This window comes from Streptomyces sp. HUAS TT11 (assembly GCF_051553595.1).
Classification (GTDB): Bacteria; Actinomycetota; Actinomycetes; order Streptomycetales; family Streptomycetaceae; genus Streptomyces.
In genome coordinates this window covers 464374-486198 of record NZ_CP196185.1, presented here as the reverse complement: position 1 = coordinate 486198, position 21825 = coordinate 464374, and the positions used below count along the sequence as shown (strand labels likewise).

12 protein-coding genes and 1 CRISPR repeat array are annotated in these 21825 nt (G+C 67.4%); of the genes, 3 read left to right on the top strand and 9 right to left on the bottom strand.

Annotation, left to right across the window (positions count from 1 at the left end; genetic code table 11):
* Window positions 1–1090: 1090 nt before the first annotated feature.
* Window positions 1091–2023: a hypothetical protein gene (locus ACSHXN_RS45935; RefSeq protein ID WP_438306876.1), complete on the top strand. Its 933-nt coding sequence runs from the start codon at window positions 1091–1093 to the stop codon at window positions 2021–2023.
* 822 nt (window positions 2024–2845) lie between these two features.
* Window positions 2846–4879 (top strand): hypothetical protein, encoded by a 2034-nt coding sequence (locus ACSHXN_RS45930; RefSeq protein WP_438306875.1) that lies wholly within the window; start codon window positions 2846–2848, stop codon window positions 4877–4879.
* 713 nt (window positions 4880–5592) lie between these two features.
* On the opposite strand, the gene ACSHXN_RS45925 is transcribed toward ACSHXN_RS45930, so the two are convergent.
* From ACSHXN_RS45925 to ACSHXN_RS45885, 9 genes are all read right to left on the bottom strand, one after another.
* Window positions 5593–6741, bottom strand: coding sequence for a caspase family protein (locus ACSHXN_RS45925; protein WP_438306874.1), 1149 nt, complete (start codon window positions 6739–6741; stop codon window positions 5593–5595).
* On the bottom strand, window positions 6738–7265 hold the full coding sequence (locus ACSHXN_RS45920; protein ID WP_438306873.1) for an effector-associated constant component EACC1: 528 nt from the start codon (window positions 7263–7265) through the stop codon (window positions 6738–6740). Before ACSHXN_RS45920 ends, ACSHXN_RS45925 begins: the two co-directional genes overlap by 4 nt.
* Before the next feature lie 635 nt (window positions 7266–7900).
* Complete coding sequence (gene cas6e / locus ACSHXN_RS45915; RefSeq protein ID WP_438306902.1) at window positions 7901–8665, bottom strand: type I-E CRISPR-associated protein Cas6/Cse3/CasE; 765 nt, start codon at window positions 8663–8665, stop codon at window positions 7901–7903.
* Complete coding sequence (cas5e, locus tag ACSHXN_RS45910) at window positions 8647–9522, bottom strand: type I-E CRISPR-associated protein Cas5/CasD (protein ID WP_438306872.1); 876 nt, start codon at window positions 9520–9522, stop codon at window positions 8647–8649. The genes cas6e and cas5e overlap by 19 nt, the downstream gene beginning before the upstream one ends.
* Window positions 9519–10889 (bottom strand): type I-E CRISPR-associated protein Cas7/Cse4/CasC, encoded by a 1371-nt coding sequence (locus ACSHXN_RS45905; protein ID WP_438306871.1) that lies wholly within the window; start codon window positions 10887–10889, stop codon window positions 9519–9521. The genes cas5e and ACSHXN_RS45905 overlap by 4 nt, the downstream gene beginning before the upstream one ends.
* Window positions 10886–11470, bottom strand: coding sequence for a type I-E CRISPR-associated protein Cse2/CasB (gene casB, locus ACSHXN_RS45900; RefSeq protein ID WP_438306870.1), 585 nt, complete (start codon window positions 11468–11470; stop codon window positions 10886–10888). The genes ACSHXN_RS45905 and casB overlap by 4 nt, the downstream gene beginning before the upstream one ends.
* The gene (locus ACSHXN_RS45895) at window positions 11463–13064 is read right to left on the bottom strand and encodes a type I-E CRISPR-associated protein Cse1/CasA (protein ID WP_438306869.1); all 1602 of its coding nucleotides are present in this window, start codon (window positions 13062–13064) and stop codon (window positions 11463–11465) included. The genes casB and ACSHXN_RS45895 overlap by 8 nt, the downstream gene beginning before the upstream one ends.
* 731 nt (window positions 13065–13795) lie before the next feature.
* Complete coding sequence (locus ACSHXN_RS45890) at window positions 13796–15457, bottom strand: IS4 family transposase (RefSeq protein WP_438306901.1); 1662 nt, start codon at window positions 15455–15457, stop codon at window positions 13796–13798.
* Between the two features lie 252 nt (window positions 15458–15709).
* A complete protein-coding gene (locus ACSHXN_RS45885; protein ID WP_345553942.1) occupies window positions 15710–15886 on the bottom strand; it encodes a hypothetical protein in 177 nt (58 codons plus the stop codon).
* Between the two features lie 579 nt (window positions 15887–16465).
* On the opposite strand from ACSHXN_RS45885, the gene ACSHXN_RS45880 reads away from it, so the two are divergent.
* Window positions 16466–19990, top strand: a complete 3525-nt coding sequence (locus ACSHXN_RS45880; RefSeq protein WP_438306868.1) for a hypothetical protein — start codon at window positions 16466–16468, stop codon at window positions 19988–19990.
* Window positions 19991–20209: 219 nt separating this feature from the next.
* Window positions 20210–21765: direct repeats of the CRISPR family, unit length 29 nt; unit sequence CTGCTCCCCGCACCCGCGGGGATGGTCCC.
* Window positions 21766–21825: the final 60 nt, after the last annotated feature.

Sequence of the window (21825 nt, the reverse complement as noted above, 5' to 3'; positions counted from 1 at the left end):
AGCCAGCTCGCCGCCTCAATTCCGAATCTGACGCATCATCACAGCTCTTTCTGATTTCCCTTGTTTGCTCATTTCGAATGTTTCTCTGAATATTAGCGGTGAGATTGAGAGAAGCGATGGAGTCAAGTTGTCCTTGAATTCCCATCAATCCATCCTGCCATTCCGGGACGCGTTCCCCGATGCCCTGGCGACATCCCCGAGCACGGAGGCCCTGCTGAGGCGTAGCCGATGGTATTGCGGCGCGGGCCCGCAGCCCTACGGGCCCGCGCTGCGTCAGTGCCGCATCTCCCACCACAGGGTCAGCAGTGTGACGGTGCCGCTGCCAAGCTTATAGGCGACGCCCTGCACGAAGTGGTGGCAGACATTGTTTCCATGCCTTCGGTCCTGTTTGCGCAGGTGAAAATGGAGTGATCTCCACCATCTACCCACTGAGCGTGGATGCTTGGACCGTGAACTCAGACTAGGTTCCATTTTTGAGTTCCTTTCGTTTCATGCGCTGCGGGATACCGCGCGAAGCCGGAAACCCATTGGGGCGCTAGGCCTCCTTTCACGACGGTGGTTTTCCTTGTGCTTCAGCATCTACAGCTCCGTGCTGATGGGGTTGAGGATCAGAAGGACGCTGCTCCAAGTGATGTGTCGATGGCAGCGGTTGGGAACAGCCGATCTGATCCCGCTCACCATGAAACCCCGCGTACGAGTTATGGAAAGCGGGATCCCAGAGGCTTCCCGCCGAGCGGCACCAGATCTTTGCTGCCCGTCCCGTCAGGCGGGATGTCCTCCGGCAGCCCGAAGCTCACCACCGACAAACTTCGGGCCCTCGCCGCGGTGTTACCTCTCCGCACGTCGGCCCCGCTCGCGGCGCGAGCGCGGCGGCCTCGCCAACAGCGACAAGGGATGGCGCTCCGATTCCCGAGGCACGCCCACCCGCTCCGCCCGGGGCCGCCGGGTGATGCCGCCTCGCCAGCACAGCGCGAGGTGACGGTCTCATCGATTTCGTCCAGGCGCCGCTGGTGGTCTGCCAGTCAGACGGTGAAAGGCTAGTGTCATGCCTCTTATGCAACCGTTCGCTTTCGACTGGGACCGCGGGTCCATGCAGCAGGCCGAGCAGTGGAACTGGCTCGCGGTCGAGATAACCGAGATCCGGCGATGCTCCGAGGCGGGCGATCAGGCACACGACCGCCTGGCTCTCATCCTCCTCGACCACCTGGTGGAGGTGGTCATCGGCCGTGAGGTCAACGCACAGCTGGCGTTTCAGATCGCTGACAGCGTCATTGAAGAAATGCGCGAGTTCCGTGACGGTGGCGGGGAGCTCAAAGAGGAGCTGAGTCGACTGGTCGATGAGCACGTGGGACCGGACCGCCGTCAGGCCATGGACGCTGCCCTGCATGAAAAGACCAAGTTTCTGATGCAGAGGGGCGTGCTGACAGCCCAGGAACGCGAAGTACTCGACCGGCTGCACCAGTACCGCAACGCGGCATACCACCGGGACACTCTGGAGCCGGATCTGATCTCAGATCTTGTACTCGCCTACAGGGTTCTGGCCGACGAACTTGTCGGCCGGCACAAACCGATCGCGTGGACGATGGCGTCGTCAGACCCGGCTCCCATCGTGACGCCACAGCAGCTTCGGGGCCGGCTCACAGAAGGCGTCGACGTCGATGTCAAAGCGATGGCCCGCCGGTTTCACAGTCACGCAATGAAGCGCGTGCAAGCCGTCATCACGGCCGTAGCTACCGCGCAGCAATTGTTGGGAATCAATAGCTCCGGAGAAGCGGGCCCCTCCCTCCCGGATGACGATATGGCCCGCATGCTGACCAGCCTGAGCAACGTGGCCAAGCACCTGACGTCCTGGATGAAACAGGCGAAGGGATTGAAGTCCAAGACGTCATCGCTCACCGGTCTGATGGTTCCCTTCATCAATCTCGACCGAACCCTCAACCGCATCGAACCGTCCGTGAAGCGCCTCGACATGATCCTGGACTACTGGGAGCAGCAACGGATCGACGAACTCCGCGGCAAGTAGTTGCGATGGCGTATCGGGCTCCCGGCTCATGACAGGTACGGTGCGGCCTGTGCGGCGGCCCGGCCCAGTGGTCGGGGTCGGGGTTCTGATGCCGGTCCTGTCTGTGCCGGATAACTCGTGCGTGGGCAGAACGGGCGCTGCGGGGTGCTCCGGGTCGTCGGTGGCGGGGTGGGACGACGTGTTGGTTTCTGCATCGGCTGGCGGCCGCTTAAGAGCTTCAGGTGGCCGATCTGGTGGATTGTGGGCGTGTGTGAACCCGGCTGCGGGGATCGGCTAGGTGCTCCTGGACGCCATCGCGCAGGCGTAGCCAGTCGGGTGGATCCTGCACGGTGGGACAAGGCGCTTCGGGGCTGTCCGACTCCCGGCATGCGGCACACGATGTATGAGCATTTCGCGTACATCCCGTCTCAAACAGAGGTTTGATAGCCCTATGCGGGAATGGCGGAGATACGCGCTCATGGCGTGCGCGGTTGCGTGCGGGGCGGCAGCCCTGTGCTTGGCAGCGATCGCTGTCTTTATGGATCTGGCGACCGCGGACCGACTCGGCAGTGTCATAGGGGCGATCGGCGGACTCGTTGGGCTGATGGTCTCTGTATGGGCGCTTGCCAGCTCGGGTGGTGTCTTGGTCAAGGCTCAAGGCGGTGCTGTGGCCTCGGGCGGGCATGTCGGACGTGTCATCGTCGGCCACCGTAACCGGGCGGCACACCCTGTGGCGCAACGCCCCAATCCTCCCACCAGCGGTGGCGTGCACGCTTCGGGAGCCGGAAGCACCGCTGCCGCGGGGGACATCGGTGAGGTCATTACCGGCGACGGGAACCGCACGTGATGCCGGTGTGGGGTCGCCGGGAACACGGCGCGCCGGACAGCGCAGGTGACGCACTTCAAGTGCCGAGCAGCCGGGTGCAGGCGAGCAAGGACTCGGTCGCCGCAGGCGGAGACGTCGGGGCAGTCATCGCTGGCGATCACAACAGTCTCATGCATGTCTATGTTCTCCCTCCCGGCCAACCGGGCGGGGACACGAAGCAGGAAACGCTCTCCACCCGCCCCGTCAGCGAGTGTCGCCCACTCGACCTGGAAGTACATCATGCGATTCATGTCGCAGCCGAGAGCGCTGAGTTACCGGTCTACGTAGCTCGAGAGCACGACACCCATCTGCAGCGTGTCGTGGCTGCCGCGCAGGCCGGCCAGAGCCAGCTGTGCGTTCTGGTGGGCGAGTCTTCCACGGGCAAGACTCGCGCGTGCTGGGAAGCCATCCAGGTTCTGGCAGCCGACGGCTGGCGTCTGTGGCACCCTTTCGATCCCACTCGAGCCGAGGCGGCTCTTGCTGGACTGACCGCCGCAGGGCCCAAGACAGTTGTCTGGCTGAACGAGGCACAGCACTATCTGTGCGCGCCTCAGGCCGGGGAACGGATCGCGGCGGCCGTGAAGACCATTCTCGCGGATATCCGCCGGGCACCGATCTTGGTGGTCGGCACCCTGTGGCCCGTGCACTGGGACCAGCTGACTTCTCTGCCGGCCAAGCACGAACACGATCCGCATGCGCAAAGCCGGCACTTGCTGACTGGCCGGCAGATACACGTGCCGGACGCCTTTACCGAACTGGAGCTTGTCGCGGTACGTAGCGCCGCGAGTTCGGACGAACGTCTTGCGCAGGCCCTTGAAGGGGCGGCTGACCGTCGCATCACTCAATTCCTGGCTGGTGTCCCGGCCTTGCTCGCTCGGGACAGGAATGCTGGCCCGGGCGCCCGGGCTGTCCTCGATGTGGCCATGGACGCGCGCCGTCTGGGGTGCGGCACGGCGCTTCCGGCAGCGTTCCTCCAGAAGGCTGCCACCGACTATCTGTCTCCGTCGGTGCTCCGCACTCTGGACGACGACTGGTTCGAAGACGCTCTCGCGTACACCACACGGTGCGTCCATGGCGATGCGGCTCTGCTGGAGCGCATACGCCGCTTCACGAGAAGGAATCACGAGGACCGCTGCTTCCGGCTGGCCGACTACATGGAGCAGTATGGCCGCCGGACGCGCAGCCATCTGTGCCCACCGACCTCGTTCTGGGAAGCGGCACTGGAGCACCTGCCACGACCCGCCGATGTCAGCGCGCTGGCATCGGCAGCCGCAGCGCGGTGGCGGCTGCGTTACGCCCGCCTTCTGGAGGAAATCGCCGACCAACTTCCCTGCCCCGAGCCGATGATCGGCGTCGAAGAACAGCCGTCCGAATACAGTTGGATCGACAATGACGCCGACTGGCCAGCCGACCACCTCACCTGCAGGGCACTGGCCGACCTCGCTTTCAACGCTGCCGAGGCCTGCGACTATGAGCAGGCGGCGGACCTGGCTCTGCAAGCCGGCGCATGCTGCCAACCGGACGCGCTCGCCAAGATCGCACTGAAACACGAAGCGACCGGTCTTCCCGTTGAGGCATCCGACCTGGCTCACTACGCGGCAGTCAACGGCGCTCCCTCCTGCCTGAGCGAGCTGGCCATGATGCGCGAACAGGCAGCCCTGCACGACGAGGCAGCCCACTACGCACGAGCGGCCGCCGAGTACGGGCTCACCGGCACGCTGGCCGACTTGGCGGTGCTTCGCGAAGCGGCCGGTGACAAAGAGAACGCCGCAGACCTCTGGGAAGCCGCTGCAACGTACAGGCACCCCGAAGCTCTCGCCAACATCGCTCGTTTCCAATATGAAGCGCACGACATCGACGGGGCAAAGCGCACTGCCCGTGAAGCACTTGATCGAGGAGAGGCCTTGGCCTTCCACCACCGCGTCGAGCCGCTGTGGGTGCGGCTGTGGCCCCACGGCATCGAACCGGACGGCTCCGCCACCCCTCCCGGCAATGGAGATCTCTCCTGGTAGAACCCGGCGATGTGAGCAGCCGCCTGTGCAGGGCCGGTACCGGTGCCCGAAGAAAATGCCCAGTGATGGCGCAGTGGAGTCGACGCCCTCGACCTCACCGCATCACAAACGCTGCATCCTCCCCCCGCCGTGTCCCTACCACCACAGGCGCACCGCCAGCCGGAGTCTCACTCGGCTCATCCGCCACCAAGCCGCCATCTGCGACCGCATCGAACGCATCACCAAGACATCGCTGGATGTCGTCCGCCGTGACTACCTCGCCGAAGCGCCACCACCGCCTCACACCGACCGTCTGGCCGTCTGGCCGTCTGACCGTCTGACCGTCTGACCGTCTGACCGTCTGACCGTCTGACTGCAGATGTCGCACCATTCCCGCAACAGTGCGAAATCAGCCGTACTGAACTGTTCAGGAACCGGCACTGCCCGATCGCTGCAAAACTCTGCCCGGTAGGCAGTCGCACCGGACGGGGGCATGTAGCTGTGGCGAAAGCAAAGACGAAGGCGAAACCCCGCAAGGGGTACTACCGGGCGGCCCACTATGTGAAGCCGACGACAGTGTCCAGCCGGTGGAAGAAGCCATCAACGGGCCTGGTCCTCGCCGGCGTCATCGTGGTCATCGCCGCATGGAACACCCTGTTCCCAGGCGGATCTGACCACCCGGACACGACACCGAAGCCACAGCCGTCCAGCGTGTCGGCCTCTGTCGAACCCGGTCACTGATCCTGTCTGCGGCGGAAGACCGAGAAAAGCCGCTGCCGCCTGCTTTCCTCGGAGACGGTGTCGGCGGGTGCCGGAGTCCCCGTGCCGGGCGACGCCTCTGCCGTGCCCAGCTGCTGCCAGACATGTCGCCACAGCTCGATCTGCTCTGCGGGGACACCACAAGCCGAAAGATAGAGCGCCGTCGTCTTCCACGTGGCCGGAAGGTCCGTACGGTTGAGTAGACGGCGGACGCTGCCAGCAGAAATACCTCCCCCCGAGCGCTCGCTCACCGCCTGCTGAGTCAGTCCGCTGACCACACGCACCTGCCCGAGGGCGGTGAAAAACCCCGTGACGGTACGGATCGTGGCCGGATCCGGCCACGGACGCTCCCCGACGGGCGCACCGGCCACGGCAGTCACTGGTACCGCCGGGAGATCAGCATGATTGCGTGCGAGGGCGAGCTGGGCACCGCTGTTGCGGTCCCGTGCCTGCGGCTCCGGATGCCCCCGTGCTTTCATCGTCCGGCGCAGGTGGTGGTAGAGGAAGCCCAGATCGAGCAGTGCAGGACCGCCGGGTATGCCCTGGCGCAGGGCCTCCAGGAGGGCCCCGGTGAAAGCCGTGTACGTGTCCCCCACCGGCGCCAGAGCCGTGCGGGTCTCCGCAGCGGCGGCGAGGAGGAAGCTGCCCTCCACCGCCGCCTGGTCGGCAAGTCCCGTCCCGGCGCTCATTCTCCCCAAGGCCAGGCCGCTGTAACAGCAGTCCAAGATCACCACGTGACGCTCGGCCTTGGAATCCAGCAGGAGAACCTCACGCACCCAGTCATACGGAAGCGCCGTCTCGATGCGGCCGAACTCAGTGTGCGGCAACGCCAGACACAGCTGATCCTGCCCGTCGACCAGTCCGTGGCCGGCGAAGTAGACGATCAGCGTGTCGGTGGCCTCGGCGGCCTCCTGCCGTACCACGCTCACTACCGTGCGCGCCTCGGCAGGGTCCTCCACGACCGTCACATGCCCCTCAGGCAGGCGCAGCGACAACGGCCCCCGCAGCAGACCGGACAAAGCATGCACGTTGTTGGAGACAGCCGGCAGCTGCTCAAGATGCTCATACCGGCCCGTGCCCACCAGCACAGCCCTCGAGGCCCCCGGATCGGGCAGCACACTCACCGATCCCCGCCCCCACCCTCGCCGCCGCTGACGGCCTCGAGCGCCCGAACCGCCCGCGCGATCTCCTCCTCGGAGCCCTCTCCAAGGACGATGACCGTCTGACCGCGGCGGATCTCCACCCGGGGCCGCCGTGGCCGGCTCTGCCGCCACGACGCGACCGCCAACACGAACGACGCCGCGCTCCACCCATTGCCCGTCACCAGCTCAAGCATGTCCAGGACCGTGCCCATATCCCCCGGCCCCGGCACACCACCCCGCACCCCCATCTCAGCAGACCGGCGCACCTCGGGATCCGCACGCAACCAGCCCTGCAGCGAACGCAACTCCCCCGCACCCAAATCGACCTGCAGCTCTAACCGCACCCCGACCCCCCTGGCCCATACGCCCACCCCAACGACAATGCACAACCGATCAGGAAACCCGCTCCAGCACAACACCACACCCCGGACCAGTGGCAGAGCTTCGGATGCGTATGCACATGGGCGCTTGCGCAATGGTTGAGCGTGCGGAGCGCTCGGGTCCATCCCCGCAGGCGCGGGGAGCAGTCGGGCCCGTCTGTGACGAGACGGGCCCGGTAGGGACCATCCCCGCGGACGCGGGGAGCAGGACCCTCTTCCGGTGCTCACCGTCATCAACCTGGGACCATCCCCGCGCGCGGGGAGCAGAAAGACCCGGCGTTGGGCGCCGTGGCGTTCATGGGACCATCCCCGCGGGCGCAGGGAGCAGGCCAGCCCCGGCTTCGACGCGCTGATGGCGAAGGGACCATCCCCGCGGGCGCGGGGAGCAGTCGGCGGTCTTCGCGACCTCGACGCACGCGCCGGGACCATCCCCGCGGGCTTGGGGAGCAGTACGGCACCGCCGTGCTGGCCGCTGCCGTCGCGGGACCATCCCCGCGGGCGCGGGGAGCAGTAGGAGACCGTGCCGGCCTTGCGCTGGATGACGGGACCATCCCCGCGGGCGCGGGGGGCAGACCAGCTCCTCAAGGGACTCGAACCCGGTTGGGGACCATCCCTGCGGACGCGGGAAGCAGTCCGTCGTTCTTGAGCGGTCGGCGCCGGGACCATCCGCGCGGGTCCGGGAGGCACCAGCAGCTCGCACGGTCCATCCTGCGGGTGTCGGGAACATCCTGCGGGTCACGGTGAGCACGGTGAGCCCCCGTTCAGCGCACGAGTATCAGCCCGCAGCTATAGGCACGCGCGTGGCCGATGCCCTGGGTGAGGGCGGTGACGAACGCTTTCGGGTCGGTCACCGTGAGGGTGCCTTTGATCTCCGCACGAGCGATGCGCAGACCCTTATGTGGTGCCGGGCTGGAGACTCGCGGGAGCATGCGCAGAGCGAGCCGCTCGGTGTCCGCGTCAGCGCCGATGCGGTTGACACCGTTAGGCGCGACCGCGGGTTCTCCGGACGGTTGCAGGCGGTGCGAGAACCACGTCCTCACGTGCTCGGGTCGGGTGTGGGGGACTCGGACGCCGCGGGTTTTCGGCGGTGAGCCCGGCGCGGCCGGAAGGCTGCGGACCGGATTGACGACCGTACGGAAGTCGACACGGTCACCGTTGCGGAAAGTGCGGTCGACGGTGAGGGTCTCCGGCGCCTCGGCCAAGGCGCCCCGGGGCACCCCGCTCCAGTCGGCCGGAATCGACGACTGGACCACCAGGTTGAGCCGTGCCTGCCGGAGATCGACTGTCCAGGTCGACAGGATGCCCATCTGGGAGCGGGCGTCAGGGCTGCCATTGTCCACCCAGCCGAGGAAGCCGCTCATGACGGTCCGGTGCATGTCCTGTGCGTCGATGAGTGATTTGGCGGCAAAAGGATGCCGGGCGTCCAGAGTAAGCAAACTCTGTGTGGCGACGAACCTGGCGGTACCACCCGGGCCTGAAGGCGCATGCGACGTGGCGGCTGTCGTGTTCACAGGATGATGTCCCATCCGCGGGCGTGCGAGGCGATGGTGATGCGGCAACGGGTCTCCCAACGGATGCTGTGGACGCCTCCGTCTGCGCCGAATCGCACAGGCTGGTCCGACAGGGGGCCGATGCCGGGGAGCGGGCGCGGACTCTCGATCCAGGCCCATGGACGTACCTCTGTTACGGGAGCCGGCGGCTCACCTTCGTAGCAAAGGTCCTCGGGGAGCAGGGCATGCGTCTCGAACGCTTCCCTGAGGGTGCCTGGAACGATTCCGAGGGCAAGGTCACCCGAGGGCGGACATGCCTTACGACCGAGCCAGAGCAACCGCTTGGGGTGCTCCAAGGCGTGAGCGATCCGTTCCAAGAGTGCTGCATCGGGGTGCTCCAGGCCGACGAGGAAGGCCGCGTCGGCGAGATACCAGCGCTCGGTGATCAGAGCGTGGCGACGGACCTCTCCGGAGATGAGGGCCCCCGATGTCGGATCCGCGGTGACGTACTTCGGGGAGCCGTACCAGGCTTCCAGCTCCCTGCGGCCGAACGGGCCGGGCTCTGAATCTTTCAGCGCCGGGGCCGTCGCGGCCTTCTCGGCACGCTGGTGGTCGGTGAGGAGGTCTCGAGGGCGCAGGGGGTAGGTGCCTCCGCCGACTGTGTGGTAGTCGCGAAGCGGCGTGCCGGGCCGGTCGGCGCGGACCCCGAAGAGGACCTCGGCGAGTTCCCCAAGGGGCTCCTCTCGGGCGAGGCCGAGAGCTGCGGCGCACAAGCCGATCACGCCGGACTTCGTGGGACGGGTGTGTGTGTCGCGGCGCGCGAACCGGCCGGTGAGGCCCCAGGACTGCAGGGGACCGGCCAGCCGGACGAGCAGAACGTGTGGGTCGTTCACGAGGTGAGGTCCTCGGTTCGCTCCACCACGGTCAGTGACATCGACTCCGGCAATTCCAGTTCCCCCAGGAGTTTGTCGATTTCGGGGTCGTACGTGAGTACCCGCGTGGTGCACAGGTCATCGCGGCGGCGGCTGACGAAGGTGTGGTGGCGCAGCAGTCTGCGAACGGCGGCGGGTCCTGCCGGTCCTTCCCCACCGGCCGATACAGGGCTTTCGTCCACCGGCCGCTGGAAGGCGGAGGCGTAGTTGTAGGGGCGTTCCCCCTCGAACGCGAGAACGAGCGCGGGCAGCGACCCGGTGGATGCGGTGGAGTTCTTCTTGGCCTCCGGGAAGGCCTCCACGAAGGCGTTCACGAACTCCTTCTCGGCGTCGGACGCGGCCGTCTCGGCCTCCTGTTCGTCCATTCCGGCGGCCCGCAGATTGATGCGCAGTTGCGTGCGGTCGAGGACGGCGTGCCGGTAGAAGGTGCCGGAGATCAGCGATTGGTAGCCGGTCATGCCGGCGCCCGCGTCGTCGGCGGAGTCGAGGAAGTTGAGGGCGTTGCGCTTGCGATCCAGCTTCGCATCGTCGGCCGCCGCATAGAAGTCCTCGATCTGCTCAGCTTCGTGCACGGTGAAGGCATGCCCGGTCTGGACGGCACCGTCGACGTTCGGAGAGTCGGGGATCTCGGCCAGAAAACGGCCGTAGAGAGCGATGTCCACGGCGTCGCGGGGAGCGAGGGCGAGCAGAACGGCGTCGCGCGTGGCTTTGGGCAGCGGCGGTAGGGGGACGGACACGACAGCTTCCCCCGTGGACGTCCCCTCCGGCTCTTCCGCCTCGGGCGATGATGCGGCCTTCTTCCTGGCTCCACGACGTGCCTTCTTCGCCGCCTCCGCGCTGGCCTGAGCTTCGAGGTACGCTTCGCGCCACTCTTCGACCTCCGACGCCCGATCTGCGATGTGGCCCGCGATCCTCACTGCGGCATCGGACGGCGCGAAGACGAGCACCCTCGTCAGGTTGGCCACAGTCTTCTTCTTCGGGTCGCCGAATTTAAGTCCGCTCGCCTCCATCACCGCACGGGCCGTGGCCAGGGCCCTCTCCTTCTCCCAACCGTGGGCGGACTCGAGTTCACGTCCGGCCAGGATCGCCCATTCCCGGGTGCGGACGCCCATGCTCCGTCCCTTGAGCGCCCCGCGACCCGCGTTGGCACGGTTGCGAGCGTGGACCCGCTCGGCACGTCGGCGGGCCTGGCTGGTGATCATGTGGCGTTCCACGCCCCCGAATACAAGGGCCTTGGGCTGTGCGTTCTCGTCACGCACCGGGAGGACCGCCGCGAGGGTCTCGATGAGGTGCAGGGAGAGGAACTGGCTCCGAGGTGCCTCGATCACGAGGTAGTGTCCTTCCGCTTCGTCGGTTCGTTATGTGTTTCCCGGCCTCGCGCCGGCGGGGTGTGGAACTCGACCGACCACCAGTAGGCGATGCGCGCCTTGCGGTCGTTCCAGTTGATGAGGTCCTCGGTCAGTCCGGTCCAGGATGGCGGCGGCTGTTCGCAGGCTCGCAGGCGGGTGACCGCATGCTGGAGATGGCGCCAGGGGATGCGCCGGCTGGCGGCGACACGGTTCAGGAGGCGCTCGGCTCCGGGGTTGTCGGGCCCGCGTCCAGTCCCGTCTCCGATACGGCGGGCCGCGGCGCCAAGGCTGCAGTGGCCGTATGAGGGCGTGGAGCGCCCTTGGTGGTAGATGGCGAATAGGAAGGCCATCCGCTCGAACAGGTCGCGGTGGTCGTCGCCGCCGTACCAGCCTGCGCGGATGTGGGCGTTGGTGCCGCCTCTGGCCCGGCGCAGTTCGGCGAGGGTCCCGTACTCGCGGTTGCGGACGAGAGTGGTGAGCCAGGCGGTGAGGGCCGCGCTGTCGTGCGGGACCCGAAGGTGCTCCTGGTCTGTTCCGGCGGACAGGCTGTGCTCAGTCACGCGCGATCTCCCCTCGCAGTTCGGCTGGGGCCCAGTCGTTGGACATGTCCTCGTCGAAGCGCCACATGGCGCGGGCCCGCGCGCGGTGGTTGCGATCGTTCGGGGGCAGGGTGTCGAGGCGCTGAAGCATCTGGGTGCGAGCTGTCGTCATCAAGCCCAGTGCATAGGCAACGAGGGGCTCCGAGACCGGGTCGTCGTCCTGCGGCCCTCTGTCGACCACTTCGTCCAGTAGCTCGTGGAAGGGGTCCTCTGCTGCGGGCCAGAAGGCCCACCGGGCATCGAGCCGTGCCACCTGGCCCGCCTCGTCCGCACCGCGCATGGCTGGAAAGGCCGTCTCCGCGGCCAGGATGGCTGAGTTCTTCAAGCTCTTTGCGATGTATTCGGCGATGTCGGAGCCCCGACGGGAGGCTCGGTAGAGGTGGGCAGCCATGCCCGGGGCGTAGGGGTACGCGCCGTGCGTCCAAGCGACAGGCAGGGTCTTGTTCGCCAGCAACCCCACTGCCCACAACTGGTATGGGGCGCCTGTCCCCGTCCGCTCGTAGGGCAGGGAACGAAGCCGCGCGTACAGACCGATTCGGTCGTCCCTGACGGCGCTGTAGAGAGCGTGGGCTTCCTGCCACAGCGCCCTGCTGGGGGACGGCCACAACGGCTTCTTCAGGCCGTTCGTCGTCTTGCTGAACACGGCGTCCTGGAGGTGCCGGTCCGGGTCAAGTTCCAGGATCTCGCCGGCGCCGATCAGGACCCTGTCGACGACGATCTGCCCTTGCGGTCCGTAGTCCGCGCGTAAAAGCACAGACCGCCCTAGGGCGCTGTGAAGGTCCGCGGAACTCCGCGGCACTCTGGGCTTCGCCTTCTCGGTGAACGTACGGCGCTCGATGACGCCGGTGGTCCAGGACGTGTTGAGCCAATCCCCCGGGCCGTCTGGCGGGTAGAGGTTCAGGCGCAGTGTCTCGCCGAGCGTCTGTCCCAGGGCGACGACGCGGATCCTTCCCGTGAGCCGGCCCGCTGCGAGATTGGTCACCTTGGCGCCGAGCCGCTTCCCGGACATGCGAGCCCGCCCATAGGGGCCGTACACGTGTTGCGTGAGCGTGGCACGGAAGGCGTCTGCCGCCGGGAGCGGGTTGTCGAGCTCAAGGTGATGATGGTCGAAGTGCTGGTTGTAGTCCCCTGCGTGTTCGATGACCAGCTGGGCCGTTCCCGTGCCACTCTCGTCGAGATCCTCCGCCAGCCGGGAGTTTTGCACCAGGGGCGCCGTGGGGTGAAACAGGTCCCAGGAGTCGTCCGATTGGCGGGCCAGCCATGCGGCCGCCGACGCGAGGTCCCGCTTGCCGACCACCCAGGCACGCCATTCCTCGTCCGAAGAGGGACAGGTACCGGAGGCGAAGCAGACGGCCAGCAGGTGTTCGATGACGGCGACGTTCTCACCCGGTGACGCGCAGTCGAGGGCGGCCAGTTCATCGGCCCCGGCAAGAAGCGCACACAGGGAGTGATGGGCGGTAGCGCCGTCGATGGTTACGGCGGGTATGCAGGGCTTACGACGTGGGTCCCAGCTGAGACGCTGCTTGGCTGGCCCGGGCGGGGAAGCTTCGGACAATTCCTGGCCACCCTCTTTCGCTCATGGACAGTGGACACGGCGCCGATTCCGTCGAACGGCGAACAAGCCGAGGACGGTGATCGTCGCCGTGGCCGTTCTGCAGATCGGGATCCCCTTGTCGCCAGGGGAAGGAACAGCCCCCGCACAAGCGGGGAAGAACTCAGGCGGAGCCCTTGATGCCGTCGACGGGCCACTCCCGCTGTCTGCGGGAACGCTCCCTTGGTTTTGCGCTCGACTCTCCTTCGAAGAAGCCCCTGACTGTTGACCTGGAGCCGGACGGATCGGGCACTTACAGTGGGAGATTGCCGAAGGATCGGCAGTCTCGGCACGGCCGCACCGGCAGACCGGCAAGGCCACGGAGTGGTTCCCGTCCCGCGCACACGGAACGAGAACCACTCGCTGCCGGGGCAGGCCGTTCTTGGCGCCTTACTTGCGCCAAGAACGGCCATCTACCAAAGGTGATCGACTACGTCGCCGACCACCGCGGCAGCCACGATGAGCACTAGCTCCCATCCATGGCGCCCCAGCCATTCGTGTGCAGCTCTGCCCATGAACATCCTCCGTATCGGGGCCTCCAGCCCTGCGGTTGCAGAACGGGGGCGCCGATACGGCCAACAGCAGAAGCCCGCACGGATGCTTTTGTATCTCAACGCGCCCGTATGGCGGGCGAGTTTCAACAAGTAGATCTTGCGAGATTTCAAGACGGTGCACTTAAAGCCAATGCCGCGTAGTTAAGCCGTGAGGCCGAGTGTCAACTGTGCTGTTTCTGCTGGTGAGGACGTGGGGGCGAGCCATTGGGGGTGCAGTGTGTAGCGCCCTCGGCCGGTCTTGTTGAGGAAGCCCTGGGGGACCCACTGCCCCAGTTGCGCGCTGAGGCTGTGGACGTGGTCGATCTGGAGGGCGTCGGCGATCTCCCGGGGACTGAAGTCGCGGGCGGGGTTGGTTCGTAGGAGTCGGAGGACTTGTTCGCGGCGGCCCGATGCGGTGTGCGGGGCGGTTGCAGGGCCGGCGGTGTGCGCGGAGGGCGGGATGACAGTGATGTCCAGGCGCGCAATGTTCCTGCTGGGCAGGGGACGGGGTTCGTTCGGGGTGACGCCGTAGCGTGACATCGGGCATTTCACCTTGCGGGCGCTGATCCTGGGGCGCCGGGACGGCAGCAAGTTGTCCAGCACGGCCTGCATGATGCCGCCGTTGTCGGGGGCGGGACCTGTGATGGCGGTCGCGGTGATGATCTGGTCGGTCGCGCTGTGCAGGGCGGCGGTGAAGCAGGCCCGGTCGGGGTCGGTGCCGGGGCGGGTCTCGACGGCGTCGCACATGGCCCGGCGAAGGACCTGGTAGACGGTGAGCAGGGCCCAGAGTTCTTGTTCCAGGCCGCAGCGGTCGGCGGAGCGCAGGACGCGTCCGGTGAACAGGGTGTGCCGCAGCGCCAGGAACGCCGACTCCACTTCCCAGCGTTCGTGGTAGAGGTGGGCGAGGTGGTCGGCGGGGTCGGTTCGGTGGTCGAGCAGTGTGGTCAGCAGCCGGTAGGTGTCGCCGATGCGCGTGCCGTCGGCGCAGGTGGCGGTGATGTCGACGTCAATGAAGCGGAAGGTCTGGCTATTGATCCGGGTCAGGAAGGATCCGTCGGGCAGGACGGCCCAGATGGCGGGGCGGCGGCGGGCGTTCATCCGCACCAGGAGCTGGGCGCCGGTGTCGGCGGCGCGGTTGAGGAAGTCGTCGCCGGTGAAGGCGCGGTCGGCCAGCAGCAGCATCGTGTCGTCCAGCAGAGGCAGCAGCTGGTCGGCGTAGTAGGGCTCACCGCGGTGGGTCGAGCCGAACACGGCGCCGATCAAGGCACGCGTTCCGGTCTCGCACAGCGCCATCAGCCGCAGGTGCGGGTAGCCCTCGAAGACTCCGCTCCGCCCGCGGCGGTGTTTGCCCAGCAGTGCACGGATGCGGGGCCGGTCCGGGGCCAGCAGGGAGCTGCAGCCGTCGAAGGCGACGGTGCGCCAGCGCCGATAGCACGTCCCCGGGGTCGTGGGCCGCGCCACCGGGCCAGCCACCACGTCGAACAGCGCCTTCAGCGGCGCCACCCCGATCCTGCGCCGGAGATCACGCAGGGCCTTTTCCGACGGCCTGACCAGACGCAAGGCGCCGAGCCCGGACACAAGCCGGTCCCAGACGCGCTCATAGCCGAGACCTGGGAAAATCCCCAGGGCCAGGACGAAGTACACCCCCACACGCGAGGGCAGCAGGCGCAGGCGATGCTGCATCGTTCGCGTCTGGGCGAGGACATCATCGACGAGTTCAAACGGCAGATACTGCGTCAACTCACCAAGGTGACCGGGGGCAAAGACACCCCCCGCCACGGTGATGGTGCGCGTGAAGCTCGTGATGGCAGACTGCTGGGACAACGGGACCTCTTCGCTGAGCAGGAAGACCTTGGACGGCTTCCCTGCAATAGCAGGGGTCCCGTTTCCCATGCTGTTCAGCGTGGCACCGCGGCCGGTGATCAAGTTGACGCACGACCTCGCGCCCTAACTACGCGGCATTGCACTTAAAGCTGTCGAGTTGAGTCCAGCGACGGCGTGGCGTTTGAGCCTTTGGCCTGAGGCCCGGGACCAGGCGTGGGCCTTGCCGCACGAGGACTCCCCGTCGCATCCCACTCACCGCGGACGCCGGCGCACCAGGATGGTAAGAGTGGTGCGCGCATCCTTGCGGCGTTCCGGCGTGGGGGCCAGTACGGAGACAAGGGCGACGACGAACAGGACGCCCGTGTACAGCAGGCCGGCACACCCGCTCAGAGCTGCGGCATAGTAGAGCAGTTGGGCAATCTCGGACACGGGCCATCCTTCTGTCTCGGGCGCCGGATTCGGCTGGGGCGGTGATGGCTCTACAGTCGCGAGACCGCGAGACAACGGACAGTTGCGTCTTCTAACCTGCGGGGATTTCCGCAGCTCAGGCGGCATATTTTTGACGACGCCGACAGAGTTTTCCGCCGCCGTTGCGAGCCGAGAGGGGGATCGGTGACCGATACGGAGCGAACCGAACGCAAAAAGTTGGGCTCCATGCTGACGTGCCTGTGGAAGGCGGCGGGGCAGCCACAAGCTCAGGTGCTCGGGCTTCCTCCTTCCACGCTGCGAGACTGGCGTAAGGGAGAAACAGCCCCGTCAGCCGAAAGAACAGACCACTTCTGGTCTGTGGTGCGGAAGCTGCAGCAGGCCGCCAGCCGCCCGGGCCACTCGGATACCGAGTGGGAGGTCGCCCTGCGTGCCGCGCAGGAGGAAGGGACCAGCAGGCGGCACCGGCAGATCGTCGTGGTCCGGGAGGAGGACCCGTACCACCGTTTCGTCCGCACTCACAGGCCCGCTATTGAAGCCGCTGTGGATGACGTCCGCGGGCGGGAGGGCGAACGTAGGGCCATGAACGCGTTCGTCAGGGACTCCCGTTCCACGGCGCCGTCGTACCTGTGCTGGCACGCCGACGCTCCCGTGGGCAAGACCGTCCTGCTCGCCGACTACGTGCAGCGGCCGCCGCACCACACCGACGTCTTGAACTTCTTCGTCTCTGCGGCGCACGGCACCGACACACGCGCTGAATTCGAAAAACAAATGGCTGATCAGATCGGGGCGTTCCTCCGTCCAGCCCAGCAGTGCATACCCGGCGGCGTCCGGCAGTGGAAGCACCTCTTTGCCGCAGCCGCCGAGAAGAGCGTGCGGCACGGGCGCAACCTGTTGCTGGTGGTCGACGGTCTCGACGACGACGTGGCCTGGTCGGGACTCTCTGCCGGCGGCGAGGCATCGGCAGCCGGAGGCAGAAGCCTGCCAAGCGTCGTCCGTGGAAGCATCGCCGCGCTCCTGCCCGCTGTTCCACCTCCCGGTATGCGCGTCATCGTCTCTTTCAGGCGCGGCGTGCGCTATCCCGACGACCTCCCTCCTCGGCATCCGCTGCGCCAACGCACACACCTGCGGGCTCTCGCACCTGCCAAAGGAGTACCGCAGGTCCGGCTGCCACCGCCAAACCCCACCGCTCTGGGTGAAACGGTCGCGGGACTGCTCGCCGCGGCGGGCGGCGGCCTACGCACGGCGGACCTGGCGGAGTTGGCCGGGCAACCGGCCGACCGGCTCGACCGCCTGGTGCAGGGGCCAGCGGGGCGCTCCCTCATCCTCGACGATCCGATAGCCCCGACCTACGCCCTCGCGGAGCCCGGTCTCATCCAGGCAATTCGCGAGGACTTGGGAGACGAGGCGATCGCACAGCACACCCGTACGCTCCTCGCCTGGTCGCAGAGATGGCGTACGGCGGGCTGGCCCCCCGGGACGCCCCCATACCCCCTGACACATCAGCTCCGGCTGCTGACCAGCGCCGCAGAACGTGCCGCGTACGTTCTCGACATGCCCCGGCTGCGCCGACTCGCCTCCTCAGTCGGCCCGGGAACGGCCCTCGCACAACTGAACGCATTCGAAGAAGAGATCAGCCCCTCAGACTCCGCCCCCGGCAACCTGGCGGTGCTCGTCCCGCTCATCGCCGCGCGGGCTCTCCTGCGCCGTGAGTCGCGCGAGGTGCCTCCCGGTGCCCCCGCCCTCCTCGTCCGGCTGGGCGAAGTGGAGCGCGCTCGCGGCCTGGCCCGTTCCGCACCGACCATGGCCGCCCGGGCCGTGCACCTGGCGGACGTGGCGGTGGAGATGACCTACGCGGAGCGGGAAGGCGCGGACGCCGTCGCACTCGAGGCAGCCCAGTGGCTCACCCGTACCAACCAGGGCTTCCCCGGCACGTATCAGGACGCCGAGACGTACACGCGGCTCCTCGAAGCCGCCCGCACACTCGTATCACTAAACGATCTGGGCGCTGCCCGAAACTTGCTACGGGCCGTGATCCGCGACAAGGGGGCCGGGACCGAAACACTCGCCAAGGCAGCCGGCTTGCTGGTCACAGCCGGCGACACGGATGGCGTGACGGCATTGCGTGAACGAGCAGAGACTCTGGGCGAGGGCGGCACGCGTGACCGTGCCGCCGCGGTGGACCTCTGGGGAGCACTGGCGCGGGCGATACCTTCGCTCGGCAGCGACGCCGGTGATCGCATCATGGCCATCTGCCAGGAGCTCGGCTCCTCGGATGGACTGGACGCAGTCGACGTACTGGCCCGCGCCGCGTCGGCGCTTTCCAGGCTGCCTGCCAGGCGGCAACGCGTGGCTGAGGAAAAGACACGGGCCGCACTGGCCCGGATGACCGAAGCGCTGGCCGACCCCGATGCGCTGTCCGAAGACGATCAGGCCTACCTCGGTCGCGAACTGGCCGGAACGCTGGCACGTCTCGCTCAGGCGGTCGACGACACCTTGCCCACGAGGAACGCCCTCAACGACATCAGCCACCTGCTGAAGTCCCTACCCGAGAGGCTGCGCGTCGGCGCACTCGGCGATGTCATCCCTGAACGTGCTCTGTCAGTCACCGTAGCCGGTGAGGAACGCAGAGCGCAGAAGGCCAAGGCTGACCTGGCCACCGTCCAGGAAGAGAAGAAGGCAGTCCGGAGAAACAAGGACGCAGAGCGGAGAATACTGAAGGACGCGCAGCGGAAAGTACTGGCGGCATCGCGAAGGAAGGACACGAAGACACAAACGGAACCAGGAGACACGAAGAGGCAGGGCCAGCCTGCACCAGTATCCCGGCGCGCGCACAGGCATCGGCCATCCACCGGTCTGCGTCCCCCCGGCGACGGGCCACAGCATGATCACGTACTTCTGCTCCACGAGGCGGACGATCAACTGGGCGCAGGCAAACTCCTGCGCAGCCGGGAACTGTTGGAGACTGCCCTGCAACGCTCCCCAGTCCCGTCGTCGCATCCGCCCGCCCCGCAAGACTGGACGTTAGATCTGTCTCAAGCTCTTGGTTTTGCAGGTGAGTTCAGCACAGCCGAAGCACTCGCCGCATACGTGCCAGGCAGACGGGATCGTGTGCTTCACCTGGCAGCTCTCTCCCTCGGGTGCTCTCTCGGCGGGCACACAGATGCGGGAGGCCGCTACGCCCATGAGGCAGCGCAACTTACGGCCGGCAACCCCGATCCCGGCCCGACGAACGTCGTAGCCCAAGCACTCGCCCATGCCGGAGACGCACCTGCGGCGTCGGCCACCGCAGCGGGACGTACCGCCGCGGAGAAGCGGCAGGCGCTCACAGCCGTCGCGGCCGGGCTCACCCGTCTCTGCCCCAAAGAAGCGGCACGTATCGCCGAACCTCTCACAGAGGCGCTGATACGACGGATCGATTCGGGAAGCCCTCTCCGAACGCTTCCGGAACTTGCAGCTCTCCTACTCGCCTACCCGGACATCCGACAACCCGACCCGCGACTGCACGAAGCGTTCCGGCTCGCCTCACTTCGCCTGTCCGACACACCCCCACCATGGCACGCACCGTCGATGGCCGTTCTCACCCTGCTGAAGCGGCTTGGCTGCCTCCCCGAGGAGGACAGCCATATCGTCGCAGGCATAACCAACAGATGGCAGCACTCGCTCCAACCAGGGGCAGAGCCCTGCGCAGAACTCGCCCTGCTCTCCGCCATGGACGGTGACACCACCGCCCTTTGGCGCCATGCCGAAGCGGCACGAACACCAGACGGGCGAGCGACGACGCTCTACACAGCCGCCGCATACCTCGCGGCCGCCCCGGCAACCCTGACCACGGACACCCGGGCGAGCGACAGGATCATTCGGACCTGTCTGACGCTCGCTCGGACAACCGGCGACGGCAGCCCCCCTGCCGAGGCAACGGCCCGGCGCCTCGTGCACAGCCTATTGAGATCCGACGCATGGACCCACACGATCCCGCTGCTCCCTCAACTCGCTCCCGGCGCCTTACAGCACCTGAGCTTGATCGCCAAAGATCCCAACCGGCGCACGGACGGACCAGAAACCGGAGACCACACACCCCAACTCCGAACAAACCATCGCCAATAGTGCTCGTCCTCCGCACGCACTTGCAGCATGCACTGGGACAAGGTCTCTGACCCCCGCACCCGCGGGGATGGTCCCTTCCACGGCGGGATCTCATCTGCACTGCAGCATGTGCTCCCCACACCGCGGGAATGGTCCCAGGTACCAGGCCTGTTCCGCGTGCTGGCGGGCCTGCTCCCGCACACGCGGGAATGGTCCCGGCAGGATGATGTTGGTGCCGTCCTGCTCCCCCCACCCGCGGGGATGGTCCCTCTTTCGGGGAAGCCATTTCCACCACGGCAGCCTGCTCCCCGCACCCGCGGGGATGGTCCCGCCCGGACCGTGTTGTTTTGATGGTCGCGTATCTGCTCCCCGAACTGGCGGGAATGGTCCCGGCGCCCCGCCCCAATGCCGGGCCGTCAGGCGCTGCTCCCCACACCCGCGGGGATGGTCCCAAGACGCCGCTGGCGCAGGTGCAGACGATCCACTGCTCCCCGCACCCGCGGGGATGGTCCCAGGTCGGTGCACGAGATCGTCACCGTGGACTCCCTGCTCCCCGCACCCGCGGGGATGGTCCCACTCCGCCGCAGACGGAGCACTGGCCGCTGTAGCTGCTCCCCGCACCCGCGGGGATGGTCCCGGGGCCTGCGTCGAGGTCGCGAAGACCGCTGACTGCTCCCCGTACCCACGGGGATGGTCCCCCGCAGAACGCGGTCGCCACGCTCGGCACCGTCTGCTCTCCGCACCCGCGGGGATGGTCCCAACTTCAGCTCGGTCGCCTCGTACGACGCCACCTGCTCCCCGCACCCGCGGGGATGGTCCCGTGCCGGACATCCACATCACCGCATCGGTGTTCTGCTCCCCCCACCCGCGGGGATGGTCCCGTCAGGAGCCCTGACCTCATGGTTAGCCAGCTCTGCTCCCCGCACCCGCGGGGATGGTCCCCCGATCGGAGGTGGGGCACCGTACGTCTGGATCTGCTCCCCGCACCCGCGGGGATGGTCCCATCGAGCGGACCCAGGCCTTGTGCTTGCCGTACTGCTCCACGCACCCGCGGGGATGGTCTCACGCGTATGCCGATCGCGTTGGTGGCCTGCGCCTGCTCCCCGCACCCGCGGGGATGGTCCCCGCTGCATGGTCTGCGCAGCCACGTTGTTCGGCTGCTCCCCGCACCCGCGGGAATGGTCCCACCGTGGTGATCAGCGCGAGATATGCGACGTTCTGCTCCCCGCACCCGCGGGGATGGTCCCCTGACGCCTAAGAGAGCAGGTCAGCGTAATGGCTGCTCCCCGCACCCGCGGGGATGGTCCCTCGCAGAACCGGAGCACCCGCCCGTGACTGTCCTGCTCCCGGCACCCGCGGGGATGGTCCCCGGAAGCCCTCCACGTCCAGCCGCTCCTCCAACTGCTCCCCGCACCCGCGGGGATGGTCCCGGGCCGGCCGTCACAGCCACCGACAGCAGCGTCTGCTCCCCGCACCCGCGGGGATGGTCCCTCCGGGCCCTGCTCGCGCACCAGGCGCTCGGCCTGCTCCCCGCACCCGCGGGGATGGTCCCCCCGCGGAAGTTGTTGCCGGACATGCCCAAGCCCTGCTCCCCGCACCCGCGGGGATGGTCCCGGCAACCTGATCTGGGCCGGTGGAAAGGTCCCTGCTCCCCTCACCCGCGGGGATGGTCCCTCCGGGCACTGCTCGCGCACCAGGCGCTCGGCCTGCTCCCCGCACCCGCGGGGATGGTCCCTGGCCCCTGCATCTGGGCACCTTCGACGGGGCCTGCTCTCCGCACCCGCGGGGATGGCCCCATTCCCCCTTCCAGGTCCTGAGCCGGATCGGCTGCTCCCCGCTGTCGGCGACGGCTGAAA

What these genes read in the sequence shown, in the direction of transcription:
- ACSHXN_RS45880 (WP_438306868.1), top strand. Translation starts at nt 16,466, where the DNA reads ATGAACGCGTTCGTCAGGGACTCCCGTTCCACGGCGCCGTCGTACCTG.
- ACSHXN_RS45920 (WP_438306873.1), bottom strand. Translation starts at nt 7,265, where the DNA reads ATGGACCCGAGCGCTCCGCACGCTCAACCATTGCGCAAGCGCCCATGT.
- ACSHXN_RS45935 (WP_438306876.1), top strand. Translation starts at nt 1,091, where the DNA reads ATGCAGCAGGCCGAGCAGTGGAACTGGCTCGCGGTCGAGATAACCGAG.
- cas6e (WP_438306902.1), bottom strand. Translation starts at nt 8,665, where the DNA reads ATGGGACATCATCCTGTGAACACGACAGCCGCCACGTCGCATGCGCCT.